Source organism: Plantactinospora sp. CA-290183 (genome assembly GCF_050936375.1).
Lineage (GTDB): Bacteria > Actinomycetota > Actinomycetes > Mycobacteriales > Micromonosporaceae > Plantactinospora.
Window position 1 is genome coordinate 604,962 of sequence record NZ_JBNJMX010000001.1, and the last position, 15,262, is coordinate 620,223.

Sequence of the window (15,262 nt, forward strand, 5' to 3'; positions counted from 1 at the left end):
GACTGCGAGGGAGCCCCTTGCGTAGGGCGCGCAGGTGCCGCAGGCAGGATCGTAAGAGTGAGGCCCGAGATCTGTGTGGAGCGCAGCCGTCGCCACCGGCGTTGCCCCGGGCCGCCATGTGCTGCCAAGTTGCCGGCTGGTTCGTAGACATCGCTACCAGGAGGGCGCATCCGTGGCGGAGCGCTCAGATTTCGGATTCATTTCTTTGCGAAGCGCAGGATAGTTTCCGTCCTCATGCGTTGTTGTAGTGCCGCACCACCAAGATGCTGCGGTGGAGGCAGATATCGACGCTCAGACGGAAGCGTCCGCTCATGCTCACTAACCTTCACCAGGCCTTGAAATTGAGCTGCCACAGTAGCCGCCCTGTCGTTCCTCAAAAATGCCCCTCGCAGAGCAGAGTTGCCTATCACGGTGACTGCCTTCCCGCCGGATCGAAGGAGCCTCGCCTGCTCTCGATAGAGATCTAGCAGATCAAGCAGGAAGCGGTCAACCATACGCATGTGCCGGGATGAAAGCGAAGAAAAATTGCCGAGCGAAGCCCGCATATCCTTAAGTTGTTGGGAGGAACCTGCCTCTACCCCTCGCTCTGCACCTACTGACTCACCTCGGATGCGACGAATGTGTGCGACCGAATATCCTAACCAAACTAGAGATAGCCGATGCCCTCTCAGGTAGTCGATCGCATTGAGGTACGGTGGCGAGGTGATTACAAGGTCCGCGCATGAATCACGGAGGCAAACTGATCTTGCATCGCCAAGGAAAGCGTTTGCAGTGCCGGTAAGCATCGTCTCGCCCAGCACCTTCGCCAACCTTGCCGAAGTCCGCTCAAATTGCAGCAGTACATCGAAATCATTCTCGGTCCTGACTCGGTGGGGGCGACTATGGCTCACGTCTCTACCGAGCGATGCCCCTTTGTCTTTGGTGATGATCAGCCTGCTAAGAGCGACTTTCAAAGCCGCCCTGACCGACGTGTTACGGATCTTTGTTATCAAGATCGATAACGCTCTCAAATCACGTTGCTGAGATTCAGCGAACCAGAAGTTGACAAAGGCTCGCGTCTCATTGTCCTGATCTATAGAAGCGATCTCACGCGAGCCGTTGAATGCGATGGCGCGGGCGACAACCGTATTCGCTGTGTCGAGAAGACTGTCGACGTCTATCGGCGTTGTGCGAACACGGCTCATCAGAATTGCCAAAGGATCTACATCGGTTCCGATTGCGGTGCACCCAGCTTTTGCCGCAGCGTGAATAGTAGTGCCGGACCCAACCATCGGATCAACCACAACAGATCCTGGCCTCAGTGACGAGCACTCTTCAAGGGCGATCTCAGGCGCCATCCTCGCAGGAAAGGGATGGACGGCCTTGTACACGCTCCGCGTCGAGCTCACGCGGGATCAACCATGTCGAAATCAGCACCAAACTTGTAGGCGGAGGGGAGTAGTGCAAGCTGCTTGAGGATCACTTCGCGTAGCTTATCAGGTTTGGCACCCAAAAATACATTGTCGCCTGCCACTCGGACTAAGTGTGGAGCTAACATGGAAAGGCCCGAGAGGACTGCGGCTACGTCCTTCTTAGTTGGGCTGTTTGGATCACCTGACATGTCACGGATGACTTTGGCAATAACTGGGGTTGTGAGGACGTCCGGCCCGTTGAACCCAATCTCTTCAAGAGCCGCAAACAAGTGCACATAGCTAAAAGTTCGTTTTCCAGCGAGCTCCTTGCCCAGAATGTCAATAAAGTCTCGGACATCTTTTTCCGTGTAGAGCTCAAACATTCCCTTAAGTCGCATCAAATCGATAGGGCCATGCGTGGCGCTTAGGATAACCAGTGTGCCTAGGTCCGTAGCCGTCATGGGAGTCACCCGCTGCTGGGCGCATTCTTGCTGGAGCGCCCCCTCGGCGAACGCTGGCCCCACAACAAGCGTATGGTCAGCTTTGTGATCGGTGCGGTGTCTTACGAGGCCTGCGATACCGACATTATGTGCAGGCACCTTTTTGTTGATTGATGATTTAGCATCATAAGTGAAGGAGTATGCGACTTCCTTTTTGCCGGGCGTCACGGGAGCCTTGGCCACTCCCTCCGGGTTTCCGCTGCCACCCATACGCTCGACTACAAATCCGAGGCTTTCGATAGCGTCTCCCAAAATAACTTCGAGTGCCCGATCCTTCTTGTTGAAGGAGGCTGCTTCCAGCAGTTCGGCGATCTGGAATCCGCTGGTCCGTCGAAGTCGCGCTACGAGGCGAAGGGCTTGATCCCTGTACAGATTGATCTGGCCGAGAGTAGCTTCGTCGACACCTACCTCCAACATATATGCCTGGGTAAGAAGCTCCACCATTGCGGTGTCGCGAAGTACCAATTGCTGTTCGTGAGTAGCTCCATGTTCCCGGGTAAATGGGTGGTCCTCGTTCACCACGATCTGCCGAGCATCAAGGTCGTAGGTAACCAGTGGTTCGTCTACGCCTAATTTTTCAAAGGTTACGTCCGTGATGACATCCGCTGCCGTCTCAACTTCGTTCCAGCTATTAATTGCAGCATCCGAGGCGGCATCCTCTCTGCCCGCTACAAACGACGGCAATGAACCGGAAGTTAGTCCGTCCTCGATAGCCCGCTGCAGTGGAGCCAAGGGAACTGTGCCCCAAGCCTCGGTAAGTACGTCCCCGGCGTCCGGCCAGCTCGCCTTCGCCGCCTTATCATGCGTGGACCGGACTAGGTTGAATAGTGCTCTAAGCAGTACCCGGAAATTCGTGATCTCCGGCCCGGAAACCACTCCTTCTCGGTTGATAGCGAGTGACTTGTTTAGCGAATCACACCGAACCGCGGCGCGGAACTTCGCCCAAGCCGTGTGGTTCATATTGGTCAGACCAAAGTAAGAGTCTTGCAGATTCACCACACGGCCTAGAATATTAACCAAAAAACCGTTCGATTTGGCGAGCTCCTGACTTTTTCCTCCGGAGATAGAGTCGACGTATAGGCTAACAGTGCCAGTTACCTCGCCTACGCCCTCCACGATTATGTGAGGGTACGGACTATTCGACTTTACAACGGCTAGCGTTTTCCCATCGGGAAGCTGTATTGAGTCGATCGGCAAGCCTGGCCCGAGGACCCATCTATCTGCTACCTCCACGGAGACCTTCGACGATTCAAGTGGCTCGCCGTTGAAGGCAATGCCGATTGAGGTGCCTAGAGGCAGGCTTGTCATCAGCATTCTGCGGATGCGGCCTGTTTGCATCCGGTGTCCGGCGTCTTTGAGGGATGTGAGAACCGCGATGGTCCAAGTCACAGAACGGCCGATGTCTGCAGGCTTGGCACCTCCGAATTCATCAGCTTCCCGCCATCTGCGCACATGTCGATGCTCCTTGATCTTTTCGAGATCCTGCAGCATACGATTACCGTCACGAAGCTTGGCGAGAAGAGTTCGGACGTCGTTGTCATTTAGCGATCGGACCGGGAGAGGTAGTGGAGCAATATGTAGACGGCCTTCCTCCCGCCCGATCCTCCTGTAGTCCATCGATACGCCGCGAATCTTCCCATCGGCAGCCTTGCATATATAAGTCAGCTCGTGTGCCAAAACGTATGTCGCTAGTTTCCCAATACCGAACTTTCCGATCTGCGGGCGGCCATCAGTACGCGTTCCCTTTGTCGATTGCGCGACGGACCAGAGACGCCGAAACCCCTCCACGTCCATAGACTCACCGTTGTCGGCAACCCAGACCGCGGCATCGGCGCTGCGGAGATTTTCAGACATTCCGACGAATACGTCAGTAGCCCCCGCGTCCCAGCTATTCGATACCAATTCTTCGAAGGTCTTGTTGGGTGAGGTGTACAATTGCTCGCTGAAAAGTTCAAGGAATTGAGGTCCGATGGTCACGTTGACCCCGGCATCATCAATAGGGTCACCCGCGCTGTCGATTGCAAACGAGTCCGCCACGTCTGATTCTCTCTCGGTCGACCGATCGCCCATCGGGACCTCATCTCATTGACTACCGCGAGTGAGAGCAGGCTAGCTCAGGGTGGTGATCAACTTAAGGGGCCGAAGGGTTGACCTTCGGCGTCGTGCGCGGGATGGGGAGTGGGAAGTCTTCGAGCTGGTCAGCGTTTGCCTGACGATTGATTCTGTGTCGGACTTGTGTCGGCGCCGCAAGCGGCAGCAACGGACGACCAGGTCAGCGCCTTGGTGTTGGCGCTCTGTAAATCCGTCGCGAAAGCTACAGAGGTTCGAATCCTCTACCCGCCACCAGGTGCACAAAGAGGCCCCTGGCCAGCGAGAACGCCGGTCAGGGGCCTCTTTCGTGGGTCCCGCTCTAACCCGCTTGATCTCGCTGGCTGTGTCACAGGCGTGTCGCCGAGATCATCGGGCGACGGAGCCCTCGTCAGCCCGTTCGTCGAGCGAGTCGGTGGCGGATCCGTTAGTGGCCGGCGGCAGGCCGAGCGCCGCCGCTACTCGTCGGCGGGCGGCCCTCCTCCTGCCCGTAGACACACTTCGCGTAGACCGCATCAGGATGTGCACGCTGCGCCCGGCCCACTCGGCGGCCTGGGGACCGGTACCCCGGCGTTGAGTCAGAGCGAGACGGCCGCACCTTCCTGCGCGGCGTCGAGCGAGTGCTGCACACTCATGCCGCGTCCGATCCCGCCGACAAGACAGTGAGTTGGTACAGCTTCGGGCGACGGAGCGCTTCAGGTAGCCGCGCGATCACGCCTCGGACCCGTGCTTGCCGGGCGTCTCCCGCCCGATCGGCGAGCCGGAATACTCCAGTGGCCGCTGCCGACTTCGCCACGCGTCAAGCAGCGCGACAAGGGCCAGCACTCCGGCCACCACGCTCAGTCCGACCATCGGCGACCAGCGGGTCAACGCTGCCGCGACCAGCAGCAGGACTACCAGGCCGATCACCCGCGACCGGGAGACCCGGCCGAAGATCTCGTAATCCAGCCGCACCCGGGCGAGGAGGAAGAGCGCCGGACCGCCCACCACGAACAGAAGCCACGCCGGCCGTAGCGGCCCGTACGGATCGTCGATCACCAGCTCGTAGCCGACCGCGGTGACGAGCACGCTGAGCACGATCAACCCATGCGTCCGTTCCGTCGCCGCACCCAACTGGCCGGGCATCCGCGCCCGGCCCAACGCCTCGGTCAGCAACAGACCGGCGCGGTGAAAGTAGATCCGCCACAGCAGCGCGCTGGTGGCGAACGCGACCCCGAAGGCGGCGGCCCGCTCCGCGGAGTAGTCCACGCCACTGGACACGATGGCGATGATCGAAATCGATTCGCCGAGCGCGATGAGGAACATCTGCTGGTGACGTTCGGCCAGATGCTCCCCGGCGATCCGCCAGCGACCCACCGCCGCGGCCCCCAGCCACGGCAGCGGCCAACCCAGAGCCCAGGCGAGGTAGTCCACGGCAAGCGCGGCGGCCCACAGCGGCAGGCGAAGCGAATCCGGGCCCAGCGCGCCGATCAGCCAGAGCGGCGCGGCCACCGCCGCCCATGCGGCGAGCCGAAACGGCACCAGCCGTCGAGGATGGCCACGCAGCGCGGCAGCGACCACGAGCGGCCGCACCACCATCACCATCAGGTACGCGACCGCGAACGGCAACGCCCGCTCCTCCATCGCGCGCGGCAGCGTCACCGCCATCACCAGGGCGGCGAACATGGTACCGACCACGACCGCCTGAATGGTCGATCGCTCCGGCTCGTAGCGACTGGTGATCCAGGTGGTGTGCGACCAGACCAACCAGAGCGCCAGGAACAGCAGCAGGGTACGACCGAGCCCGGCGACGAGCTCCCAGCCGGTGTCGCTGCCGACGTGGGCGAACCGTTGCGAGACCCGGGTGAGGGCGACCACGAAGGCCAGGTCGAAGAAGAGCTCCAGGAACGTGGCGCGCCCCGAACTCGTCGCAGAGCGCAGCAGCCCGGCACCGCGTCCCGCCACCATCGTCCCGCCCCTGTCCGCCCCTGCCCCGCCCTGTGGCACCAACGAGTCGGCCGTCAACGGGGTTGCGTGAGCGCCTGCCGGCGTTCGCCTCGAACTCGCCGAGCCGGACGCGCAGCCGGGCGAGTGGGCGGCCCGGGGGTCGTGCCTCGCGTCGCGGCAGGTGGTCCTGGTATGGCGTGGGGGCGTCAGGATGCCCGTGAGTCGGCGATGACCTCGTCGATCGTGTACGTGGCCTCGGCTGCCAGGGTGGGTTCGATGTCCCGGTAGTAGTGCAGCCCGCCGAGTGCTATCGACAGGGCGCGGGCATGCGCTCGCGCCCAGCCGGCGTCATCGCCTCCGAGGCTCGACCGGAAGGCCCGTCGGACGCTGGCGGGCAGCACGGTCCAGGCGACGATCAGGTCGCATGCCGGGTCACCGATGCCGACGGTCGCGAAGTCGATGACCGCACTGAGCCGACCACCCAGGGTCAGGATATTGCCGGGTAACAGGTCCGCGTGGACCCAGGTGGGCGGGCCGTCCCAGGTGGGAATCTCCAGCGCCTCGTCCCAGATGGCGCTGGCCGCGTCGGTGTCGATCATGCCGGTCAGTCCCGCAATGGCGCCTCGGGTCTGCCCGTCCAAGCGCGCCAGTGGCCCGCCCCGGTAGGCCCCGGGTCCGTCGGGGATGCCGATGGTACGGAAGGCGCTGACGAACTCGGCCAGCTCCTCGGCGAGCGTGGCGGGCGCGGCCAGGTTGCCGGGCACCGGGTTCGTGCCGGGAAGCCAGCGCAGGATCGACCAGGTCCAGGGGTACTCGTCGGTGGGCTGGCCCACGGCCACAGGGGCGGGGATGGCGACGGGCAGGTAGGGGGCCAGCTGCCGCAGCCATCGTTGCTCCTCGGCCTCGTCGCCGGCGGCCCACGGCACCCGGCACAGCCGCACGACCAGGTCCGGTCCCAACCGGAACAGCGCGTTGACCGTGCCGGTCGAGGGCACTCGTCGCAGCGGGAGGCCCGCCCAGTGGGGAAACTGTCCGGCGATCAGCCGTACGACCGTGCCGACCGAAATATCGATCTCATCGGCGTGCATCTTCCGAGCGGGCAGAACACCCTCCTGATGAATGCGCGGTCGTGGCGCTGAGCGTTTCCGATATGCGATCCCGAGGCAACCGAATTCCGGCTCAAAGACAGGAACCACCGGTTCCGCCAGATAGGTCCAGGGACCCTCCCGGGTCGTGCAGGGCGAGTCGTCGGCCGCAGCCGAGCCGTGGTCGTGCGGCGACGTCCGGTCGTAGACCTTAGATTTGGACCTTGGGGCAGCCGACGCGGCCGTCACGATCGTCGTGTCCCGGTGATGACCGGCCGCGTCTCGTAGGCTCCGATGGTGGAAATCGGTCGAGGATGGATCGTGGTCGATATGTTGGAGGCGGCGGAGAACGCCTCGCCGGTCGAGGCGGTCGAAGCGGTCACCCGGGAACTCGGTGCGGCGCTGGGGGCGCAGGCCGTCGCGTTCCTGATCGCGGACCTCAGTGGCCGGGCCCTGGTCCGGCTGGCCCACGTGCCCCTGCATGGTGCGGGTCAGGAGCGCCGGGACGGTGAGGAGGTCGCCACCGTGCTGCCGTTCGACGGCGGCCCCGCCGAGCAGGCGCTCCGTACCCAGACGGTGCAGGTTGTGGGGCAGCCCGGCAGGTGGACGGTGTTGGCGCCGGTGACCGACCGCGGTGAGGTGATCGGTCTGCTGGAGATGATTCTGCCGGACGAGCCCGCTCCGCCGGTGCTGGCGGAGATCGCGCGCACGGCGCACATGTTGGCGTTCGTGGTGATCGCCAACCGGCGGTACACCGATCTTTTCGAGTGGGGGCAGCGCACGACCCCGTTCACGCTGTCCGCGGAGATACAGCGCCGCCTGCTGCCCGCCTCGTTCACCTGCGAGGCCAGTGCTTTCACCGTGTCCGGCTGGCTCGAACCCGCCGCGAGCATCGGCGGGGACACCTTCGACTACAGCCTCGCCCGGGACGTGCTGCACTTCAGCGTCACCGACGCGATGGGGCACGGGGTGGCCAGCGCGCTGACGGCCACCCTCGGCGTGGGCAGCCTGCGCAACAGTCGCCGCCGCGCGGCCGGGCTGGTGGAGCAGGCCGACGCGGCGAATGCCGCCGTGGCCGAGCACGCCGCGGTGCCCGGCAGTTACGTCACCGCGGTGCTCGGCCGGCTCGACCTGCGTACCGGAGTGTGCGCGCTGCTCAATGCCGGGCACGTGCCGCCGATGCTGGTACGCGACGGGGACACCCGGGTGCTGTCGCTACCGGGCAACTTTCCCCTGGGCATGTTCCCCGGGGTCGGTTACCGCGCCGGCGAGCTCACGCTGCGGCCCGGCGACCGTCTGGTGGTGGTCACCGACGGTGTGCGGGAGCGCAACGCCGCCAGCCTGGATCTACCCACCCTGTTCCGGTCGATCGCCGATCTGCACCCGCGCGAGGCTGTCCGGGCGTTGGCCGACGCCGTGCTCGAGGTCAGCGGACCGACCCTGGCCGATGACGCCACCCTGCTGATCCTGGACTGGCACGGCGGACACGGCGAGGAACGGCGCACGAGCGCCGGCGCCGACCAGAAGCGTGCCAGCACCGCGCTGCCCGACTGACTACCCGCCTGTCGCGCCGTTCCCGGACGGCAGATCCGCTTCAGCCGCGGGCACACTGTCATAGACATGGATCACTCGATCCACCGAGGTGACTGTCAGGACGCTGCGCACGGCGGGCTGCACCGCGGCGAGGCACAGCCGACCTCCGACCTGACCGAACGTCTTGAACATCATGACCAGCGCGCCCAGCGCGCTGGAGTCCATGAACCCGACGCCGGCCAGATCCACCACCACCCGACGGTCACCGGCGTCGACCAACCGTTGCAGACCGTCGCGCAACTGCGGGGACGTCGCCATGTCCAGCTCGCCGCGCACCTCGAGCACGGTGCAACCTTGACCCGGTCGGGCCGACAACAGCAGATCCACAACAACCTCCCCACGCCGATGATCCCCGGTTACCCTATGCGTCCGCTGGGCGAACCAGCGCCGGACGTACCCGAGTCGCCAGCCGCACCGTTTCACCCCAGCAAGCCGGGGTAGTGCTGATCACAACCGGAGGATCCCGCCTTAGGGTGTGACACAGCAGTCCGGCGGGTCACGCACGGGCCGGGGAGGAGCTACGCAATGCGGGTGAGCATGACGCTGTCGCTCCCACGGCAGCCGTCCTCGGTGACCCGCGCCCGCCAGGTACTCACCACCTTGCTGAGCCTCACCGACGCCGCCGAGGACTCCTGCGGCCACCTCGCCGTGCTGATCAGCGAGGCATGCGCCAACGCGGTGATGCACGCCGATCCGGACAGCACCGTCGACATCACCATCGTCATTGACGACCAGGTCTGCCTGATCGAGGTCGGCAACCGTGGCAGCACCCCCAACGGCGGCGGCGGACTCGATGCTGGCCTCCCCGCTCCGCTCACCGTCGGCGGCCGGGGACTGCCCTTGATCGCCGCGCTCGCCGACACCGCCGCCTTCGTCGCCGGGCCACCCGATCACGTGCTACTGCGCATCACCAAGCACCTCACCGACGTACCGACATCATCGGTCCGATGACCGGGAGCGCCGCGCCGGCGCTCAGCCTGTCGGTATGACGGTGCGGGCGGACCCGGTCCACCCAGGCAGCTGGGGTCGTTGCGCGGGAATCACCACCACCTCGGCGGATGCGCGGAGATGGTGAGCAGGGACGTGAAGACCCTGGGAGCACCGGCCGGCTCCACCGACCGGCACGGCCGCCGTGCGCGGTGGGACGGCACAATCCATCGGTACGCACTCCTGCCCCCGAACCTGGATCGGAGCGACGGATGGTCCGTCTACGAACCTCCTCTGCCCGGCCGCTCTCCGTCACCGGCCACGCCGCCGGAGGTGTCCGATGACGAACCTGCATAGCGGCTATCACCTGACCAGTGCCGCCGCCCGCTGGCTGACCGCCAAGTACGGCACGGACATCCAGCGGGAACACGAGATCGCGATGAACGACGGTGACGCGCTGAACGCCGTCTCCACGGCGGTGCTGGCCGAACTCGGCGGCAGGGACTACCGGAGCGCCGCACCGGCGGACCGCGACGACTGTCTGGCCGCGCTCTGCCTTGCGGCCGGCGCCCGCCGGCAGGTCGACCACGACGAGCTGGTCGCGATCGAGGGAGCGCGCGCCAAGGGCGCCTCCTGGCAGGAGATCGGCGTGGCGCTGGGCCACAGCGCGCAGATCGCCGAACAGGCCGCGCAGACGCGGCATGCGGACCTGCTCCGCCGGTTCCCCCGTTACCAGCCGATCGAGGTGCCGGACCCGAGTTCGACACACACCACGTCACTCGTGCCCCGGCGGCCCGGGACCCGGCCGTGAACCGTGCCGGAATGGGCGCTGGACCTTCGGCGGGCCGGGCGCTGGTGGTAGGCAATGGCGGGCCGGGACTGAGCGATTCCGGGGTTGACCACCCATCGACCCTTGTGTAATCATCTCGGGTTGTTGATCTATGTAATTCACGGGGAGCTGATCTATGCGTAAGAAGACTCTTGTCGCAATAGCCGGCGCTGCGGCCATCGCGGCGTCCATGGCGGTTGCCACTCCGGCCCAGGCGGCGTTCGTGAAGAACTGCGATCTGTACGCCATCGGCGATACCGGGTTCGGAACGTGCTCCGGAGCCACAATCGACAGTGGCAGGTACATCCAGTGGCGCATCAAGGTGGACTGCGCGTGGTCCACCGATGTCTATTCGAACTGGTACTACCTCAACGGCACTCCCCGGACGGTCTCCGCGTCCTGCGGCGGCTTCGCGGCGCGCGGTGCCGAGTTCCAGCACCAACTGGTCTAGCAACCGATCGACCATTTGACAACGCCGGGGCTCGTCCGCGACGAACCCCGGCGCTGTCCGGACCCGGCCCGCTTCCCGCACGATCGCTGGGAGGCGGGCCGTCCTCGTTCGGGTCCGCGCGACCGCTCAGCCCCGCAATGCCTCGGCGACGGCGGTACGCAGTGACGTGGTGGGCCGGCCGAGCAGTCGGGGCAGGTCGCCGCTGTCGGTGAACAGGTCACCACGCGCCGTCCCGACCCGGGTGTCCGCGTAGACGTCCGCCAGGGCCGGCGGCAGGCCGGCGTCGACCAGGAGGCCGGCGTACTCGGCCGGTGGGAGATCCTGGTAGACGACCGTACGGCCGCTCTGGCGGCTCAGTTCCTCGGCCAGTTCGGTCATCGTGAAGGCCGGCTCGCCACCGAGTTCGTACACCTTGTTCTCGTGCCCCTCGGTGGTCAGCACCGCAGCGGCGGCCCCGGCGAGATCGGGCCGGGTCGCGGCCGACAGGCGGCCGTCACCGGCGGCGTCCACGATGGACCCGCGTGCCAGGGCCCGGTCGAAGTCGGCGGTGTAGAGCTCCAGGTAGAAGCCGTTGCGCAGGAGCACGAACGGCAGGCCGGACTCCCGGATCATCGCCTCGGTCGCCTTGTGCTCCTCGGCCAGCACCATCCGGGTGGTGTCCGCGTTCAGGATGCTCGTGTAGGCCAGCAGTGCCGGGCCGGCGGCCCGGGCGGCGTCGACGACGTTGCGGTGTTGGCGCACCCGCTGTCCGACCTCGCTGCCGGAGACGAAGAGCAGCTTGTCGACGCCGGTGAACGCGGTGGCCAGGCTCTCCGGGTCGTCGTAGTCCGCCCGCCGTACCTGTACGCCGAGTTCCGCCAGGCCGGCGGCCCGCTCCGGGCTGCGAACGGCGGCGACGATCTCGCTGGCCGGCACCGCTGCGGCCAGCAGGTCCTTGATGACCAGGGTGCCCAGGTGCCCGGTGGCCCCGGTGACGACGATCATGGATAGCTCCCTACGACGCGGATAGGCTGTCTCGTCAGCATGCACTAACTTATCGAAAGCGCCGAACACTTAGTTGGCACCATCACGAAGGTTGGTGCCCCGCCGGCGACTACCGTAGGGACATGGCAGCGGCGGCGGACGGGTACGACGATGACGACGCGATGGTCGCCGACGTCTTCGCCCGCGACTGCTCCTCGCGCCGGGTGGTGGAGAACATCGCCGGCAAGTGGGGGCTGCTCGCCCTGGCCGCGCTGCACGACGGCTCCTACCGCTTCAACGCGCTGCGTCGGCGGGTCGAGGGCGTCAGCGAGAAGATGCTCGCCCAGACCCTCCAGGGGCTGGAACGCGACGGGCTGGTCCACCGGGACGTGCACACCACCATCCCACCCCACGTGGAGTACAGCCTGACCCCGTTCGGCGAACGCGTCGCGGCGAAGATCGTCGACCTGATGGAGCTGGTGCAGTCCGAGGTGAACTCCGGCCGCAGGCCGCCGTCGCCCGACAGTGGCTGACCCGGTGGCGACCACCCGGCGAACCACAGCTCGCGGTGATCAGGGAGCCGTACCTGCGACGCGCCGACGACACGCGCGAACAGGCCCCTGATCACGGCGATCATGCGGCTAGGGGGCGGTCTTGCGGAACGCGGCGAGGTAGAAGACGTGGCGTCGGTCGGAGCGGTCGATCGAGGTGAGGTGGTTCGGGCCGGGGCGCCAGCGCAGGTCCGAGAAGCGCAGCCGGGCCGAGCGGGTCAGCGCCAGGCCGTTCTTCTGGGCCGTCGCGGTCAGGTCGTCGAGACCGTGCCGGTACGGAACCAGGGACGCCGGGTGGTCCGCGCCGAACAGCCGGGAGAACTCCATGACCCGGTAGTCGTGCTCGGGGTCGACGTCGCTGACGATGAGGGATCCGCCGACGGTCAGCACCCGGCGGGCCTCGGCCACGAAGAGATCCGGATCCTGGACGTGGGACAGGACGCGGGTGGTGACGATCCGGTCGAACGAACCGGTGGCGAAGGGCAACCCGGTGGCCGAGGCCACGACCCGGGAGACCCCCGGGTGCCGATGCCGCAGTACGCCGAGCATTCCCCAGCTGATGTCGATGCCGACGAGCCGCTCGCTGTGTGCCCGATGCACCGGAACGTACGCCCCGGTCCCTATTCCCACGTCGAGCGCGAGCCGGACGACCGGTTCGGCCGCGAGCAGCTCGGTGATCAGCGGCCGTTCGTTGCGCCGCCAGAACTCCTGCCAGGACCAGCCCTCGTAGCGGCCGGCGACGCGGTCGTACACCTCGGCGACGGTGCGCCAATGTTCGTCTATATTCGGTGGTTCACAACCCAGGCGACTGTCTTCCATCACACCGTACGGAGTCGTCATGGCGCTTTCGCCCATCGCGGATCTCATTTCGACCCCGCCTTTTCCGCCTCGGCTTCGAGTTGCGCGACGCGGCGACGCAGCTGTTCCACGTCATCGACGTTCCCGGACACCGACAGACGTTCTGTCAGCGTGTTGTTGACCTCTTTCCTGATTTCCGAGGACAGGTCGGGCCTCACCATACCCTGCAACCAGGGCAGGAACGTGGTAGCCGCGACGACCAGCGTGAAACCAATTGCGGCCGCGCCGAGCACCTTCCGGATCAGCGATTTGGAATCGTCGGCGAACTGGTCCCGCCCCTCGGTCTTCAGCTTCGCCGCCTCGTCCGCCAGCTCGTTCTTCATCCGCCGCAGCTCGGCCTCCATCTCCTGGATCGCCTCCGCGCGCCTGCGGTCGAGACCGAACTCGATGTTTCCCACGTCGAGGAACGTGACCGGTGCACCCATCGCCGCCCGTACGATCGACCGGTCGTACGAGATCTCCGACCGGTTCTCGCTGAACCGTTCCTGTACGGACCGGCTGAGCCGGGAGAAGACCAGCTTGGCGACGACCGTGTCGGGATCGATGGTGACCGGCTTGTTGCCGAAGTTGACGAACAGGCAGGCCAGCGGACCCCGGTACCCCGGCTCCACCATGCTCATGTTCACCAGCATCAGTCCCTGCCGGGAGAGCCGGTTGGTCTGCCACCAGAAGCCGCACAGATCGTGCGGCATGGACACCTTCTCCAGGGTGCGTATCCAGACCAGTTCGCCCGGTTGGATCGCGTGGACATCCCTGAAGTCACCATTTCCGCCGGTCCAGTCCTTCGCGCAACGATCGTCCACCTCCCGGCCGGTCGATATGACCATCCCTGGCCGAAATTCATATGAACAGGCGAAGACACGTTCGCTGGCGGCGCCCTCGATGAGGTTCGCCTCGGTAATCAGCTCGCTTATCTCGTAGTCGCTGAGAACAGACATCTGCGTCTCCCAACTCAGATCGAAGCTGTTGCTGTTCGGAACGATCGTCGATGTGCGGTGCCGGAAGTGGGCGGTGCCGGAAGCGTGCGCTGCGTGCAGAAACGGAGGGCTGACGGAGCGTGCGAGGGGTCGAGGCCGTATGTAACTGAGAAGCCGCATGCGGAGGCTGCGGAAGTCGGCCGACCGGCCGGGAAGCCCTGTCCGGACGAGGGAGCCACCGGCCGGGTGGCTGGACAAAACCCGTTGGCCAAAGGTCATGGGGAAGGGCCGGCCGGCGGGCGGCTGCGCACCGGCCAACCGTACCTGCCGGGTGGGTCTCCGGTCGGCCCCGACGGACCCGGCCGAAGCGGGTGCGACGCCGCGGGACCGGGCTCCGGCGGGCTCGTCGGGGCGGGCCTTCACGAAATGCGACCACCGGAGCACGAAGAGTTCTATCCGTTTCGGATGCTCACTGAATGTGCCCGGCTATTCCGACATCCTGCTCCGCCCACATCGGAGGGTGCGCCGTCCCGTCCGACTCCCCGCGCCCGGCGGCGGCGTACGGACCCGGCCCGGACCGTCCGGTCGCTGGCGGTGACGCGGGTGCCGAGGATCCGGCGACGGCCGACGTCCGGTGGATGCAAAGGCCCGTCGGGCGGTCGAACACTGTCCGAATTGAGGGGAGATGTAGGGCTGGGGAATTTTGGTCGAAATCTATCGACCATGGCGTTTGGTGTGACTGTTCAGTTTCAGCATGCCGAGTCGTATTAAGCGATGAGCGAATCGTGTCAGGCTTCTGCGGGGCGGTGGGGTTGCGCCCGGCCGGGGGAGGCGTAGCTACCGAACGGTTAGACTTCACCGGATCCACGGTTCAACAGCCATCGGACCGCTTTGCCGACCAGATGGACTGTGGCACCATCATGGAACATCTAGTTTTCTCATCGCCATCTCGACGGGAGCAACCAATGCCTGCACGGAGGCTGGGCCGACTCGTAGGCTCCGTCCTGCTGCTCGCGGTGCTCGCCATAGGCAGCTACGCCGCCAGCGCGGGCGGACTTGCGGAGTCTGGTCAGCGATGGGTCGCGGATTCCGCCGCCCCGGTCACGGTGGCCCCGCCACCCGCCACCGACGGCGTGGTCGTCGCGGGCGACTGGAGCTGGGTCTAGGCCACCGTCTCCCGGTG

General features: G+C 65.5%; 14 protein-coding genes. 6 read left to right on the forward strand and 8 right to left on the reverse strand.

Going from position 1 to position 15,262, the window contains the following annotated elements; translation table 11 throughout:
- Positions 1 to 197: 197 nt before the first annotated feature.
- The 4 genes from ACQEUR_RS02920 to ACQEUR_RS02935 all read right to left on the reverse strand — a co-directional run bounded on the left by ACQEUR_RS02920 (position 198) and on the right by ACQEUR_RS02935 (position 7,239).
- A complete protein-coding gene (locus tag ACQEUR_RS02920; protein ID WP_433024751.1) occupies positions 198 to 1,337 on the reverse strand; it encodes a hypothetical protein in 1,140 nt (379 codons plus the stop codon).
- Positions 1,338 to 1,384: 47 nt separating this feature from the next.
- A complete protein-coding gene (locus ACQEUR_RS02925) occupies positions 1,385 to 3,961 on the reverse strand; it encodes an ATP-binding protein (RefSeq protein WP_433024754.1) in 2,577 nt (858 codons plus the stop codon).
- A gap of 729 nt (positions 3,962 to 4,690) precedes the next feature.
- Positions 4,691 to 5,926, reverse strand: coding sequence for a low temperature requirement protein A (locus ACQEUR_RS02930; RefSeq protein WP_433024757.1), 1,236 nt, complete (start codon positions 5,924 to 5,926; stop codon positions 4,691 to 4,693).
- Positions 5,927 to 6,111: 185 nt separating this feature from the next.
- Complete coding sequence (locus tag ACQEUR_RS02935) at positions 6,112 to 7,239, reverse strand: aminoglycoside phosphotransferase family protein (RefSeq protein ID WP_433024760.1); 1,128 nt, start codon at positions 7,237 to 7,239, stop codon at positions 6,112 to 6,114.
- A gap of 81 nt (positions 7,240 to 7,320) precedes the next feature.
- Between ACQEUR_RS02935 and ACQEUR_RS02940 the strand changes: the two genes are divergently transcribed.
- Entirely contained in the window at positions 7,321 to 8,544 is a 1,224-nt protein-coding gene (locus tag ACQEUR_RS02940; protein ID WP_433025918.1) for a PP2C family protein-serine/threonine phosphatase, read from the forward strand.
- On the opposite strand, the gene ACQEUR_RS02945 is transcribed toward ACQEUR_RS02940, so the two are convergent.
- Positions 8,545 to 8,868: an STAS domain-containing protein gene (locus ACQEUR_RS02945; RefSeq protein WP_433024763.1), complete on the reverse strand. Its 324-nt coding sequence runs from the start codon at positions 8,866 to 8,868 to the stop codon at positions 8,545 to 8,547.
- A 240-nt stretch (positions 8,869 to 9,108) separates the two neighbouring features.
- Between ACQEUR_RS02945 and ACQEUR_RS02950 the strand changes: the two genes are divergently transcribed.
- The 3 genes from ACQEUR_RS02950 to ACQEUR_RS02960 all read left to right on the forward strand — a co-directional run bounded on the left by ACQEUR_RS02950 (position 9,109) and on the right by ACQEUR_RS02960 (position 10,790).
- Positions 9,109 to 9,534, forward strand: a complete 426-nt coding sequence (locus ACQEUR_RS02950; protein WP_433024767.1) for an ATP-binding protein — start codon at positions 9,109 to 9,111, stop codon at positions 9,532 to 9,534.
- 316 nt (positions 9,535 to 9,850) lie between these two features.
- Complete coding sequence (locus ACQEUR_RS02955) at positions 9,851 to 10,321, forward strand: hypothetical protein (RefSeq protein WP_433024770.1); 471 nt, start codon at positions 9,851 to 9,853, stop codon at positions 10,319 to 10,321.
- A gap of 154 nt (positions 10,322 to 10,475) precedes the next feature.
- A complete protein-coding gene (locus ACQEUR_RS02960) occupies positions 10,476 to 10,790 on the forward strand; it encodes a hypothetical protein (protein ID WP_433024773.1) in 315 nt (104 codons plus the stop codon).
- Positions 10,791 to 10,916: 126 nt separating this feature from the next.
- On the opposite strand, the gene ACQEUR_RS02965 is transcribed toward ACQEUR_RS02960, so the two are convergent.
- On the reverse strand, positions 10,917 to 11,774 hold the full coding sequence (locus tag ACQEUR_RS02965; RefSeq protein ID WP_433024776.1) for an SDR family oxidoreductase: 858 nt from the start codon (positions 11,772 to 11,774) through the stop codon (positions 10,917 to 10,919).
- Positions 11,775 to 11,896: 122 nt separating this feature from the next.
- Between ACQEUR_RS02965 and ACQEUR_RS02970 the strand changes: the two genes are divergently transcribed.
- Entirely contained in the window at positions 11,897 to 12,286 is a 390-nt protein-coding gene (locus ACQEUR_RS02970) for a winged helix-turn-helix transcriptional regulator (RefSeq protein ID WP_433024779.1), read from the forward strand.
- 108 nt (positions 12,287 to 12,394) lie between these two features.
- On the opposite strand, the gene ACQEUR_RS02975 is transcribed toward ACQEUR_RS02970, so the two are convergent.
- Both ACQEUR_RS02975 and ACQEUR_RS02980 read right to left on the reverse strand, forming a co-directional pair.
- Positions 12,395 to 13,057 carry a class I SAM-dependent methyltransferase gene (locus ACQEUR_RS02975; protein WP_433024782.1) on the reverse strand — a complete coding sequence of 221 codons (663 nt, stop codon included), beginning with the start codon at positions 13,055 to 13,057 and terminating at the stop codon, positions 12,395 to 12,397.
- Between the two features lie 110 nt (positions 13,058 to 13,167).
- Positions 13,168 to 14,100, reverse strand: coding sequence for a dCTP deaminase (locus ACQEUR_RS02980; RefSeq protein WP_433024788.1), 933 nt, complete (start codon positions 14,098 to 14,100; stop codon positions 13,168 to 13,170).
- Positions 14,101 to 15,044: 944 nt separating this feature from the next.
- On the opposite strand from ACQEUR_RS02980, the gene ACQEUR_RS02985 reads away from it, so the two are divergent.
- Positions 15,045 to 15,245: a hypothetical protein gene (locus ACQEUR_RS02985; RefSeq protein ID WP_433024791.1), complete on the forward strand. Its 201-nt coding sequence runs from the start codon at positions 15,045 to 15,047 to the stop codon at positions 15,243 to 15,245.
- Positions 15,246 to 15,262 lie beyond the last annotated feature (17 nt).

Excerpts from the sequence above, each read along its gene's own strand:
- ACQEUR_RS02960 (WP_433024773.1), top strand. The coding sequence starts at position 10,476 with ATGCGTAAGAAGACTCTTGTCGCAATAGCCGGCGCTGCGGCCATCGCG.
- ACQEUR_RS02965 (WP_433024776.1), bottom strand. The coding sequence starts at position 11,774 with ATGATCGTCGTCACCGGGGCCACCGGGCACCTGGGCACCCTGGTCATC.
- ACQEUR_RS02955 (WP_433024770.1), top strand. The coding sequence starts at position 9,851 with ATGACGAACCTGCATAGCGGCTATCACCTGACCAGTGCCGCCGCCCGC.
- ACQEUR_RS02920 (WP_433024751.1), bottom strand. The coding sequence starts at position 1,337 with ATGGCGCCTGAGATCGCCCTTGAAGAGTGCTCGTCACTGAGGCCAGGA.
- ACQEUR_RS02930 (WP_433024757.1), bottom strand. The coding sequence starts at position 5,926 with ATGGTGGCGGGACGCGGTGCCGGGCTGCTGCGCTCTGCGACGAGTTCG.
- ACQEUR_RS02980 (WP_433024788.1), bottom strand. The coding sequence starts at position 14,100 with ATGTCTGTTCTCAGCGACTACGAGATAAGCGAGCTGATTACCGAGGCG.
- ACQEUR_RS02950 (WP_433024767.1), top strand. The coding sequence starts at position 9,109 with ATGCGGGTGAGCATGACGCTGTCGCTCCCACGGCAGCCGTCCTCGGTG.
- ACQEUR_RS02970 (WP_433024779.1), top strand. The coding sequence starts at position 11,897 with ATGGCAGCGGCGGCGGACGGGTACGACGATGACGACGCGATGGTCGCC.
- ACQEUR_RS02940 (WP_433025918.1), top strand. The coding sequence starts at position 7,321 with ATGTTGGAGGCGGCGGAGAACGCCTCGCCGGTCGAGGCGGTCGAAGCG.
- ACQEUR_RS02985 (WP_433024791.1), top strand. The coding sequence starts at position 15,045 with ATGCCTGCACGGAGGCTGGGCCGACTCGTAGGCTCCGTCCTGCTGCTC.
- ACQEUR_RS02925 (WP_433024754.1), bottom strand. The coding sequence starts at position 3,961 with ATGGGCGATCGGTCGACCGAGAGAGAATCAGACGTGGCGGACTCGTTT.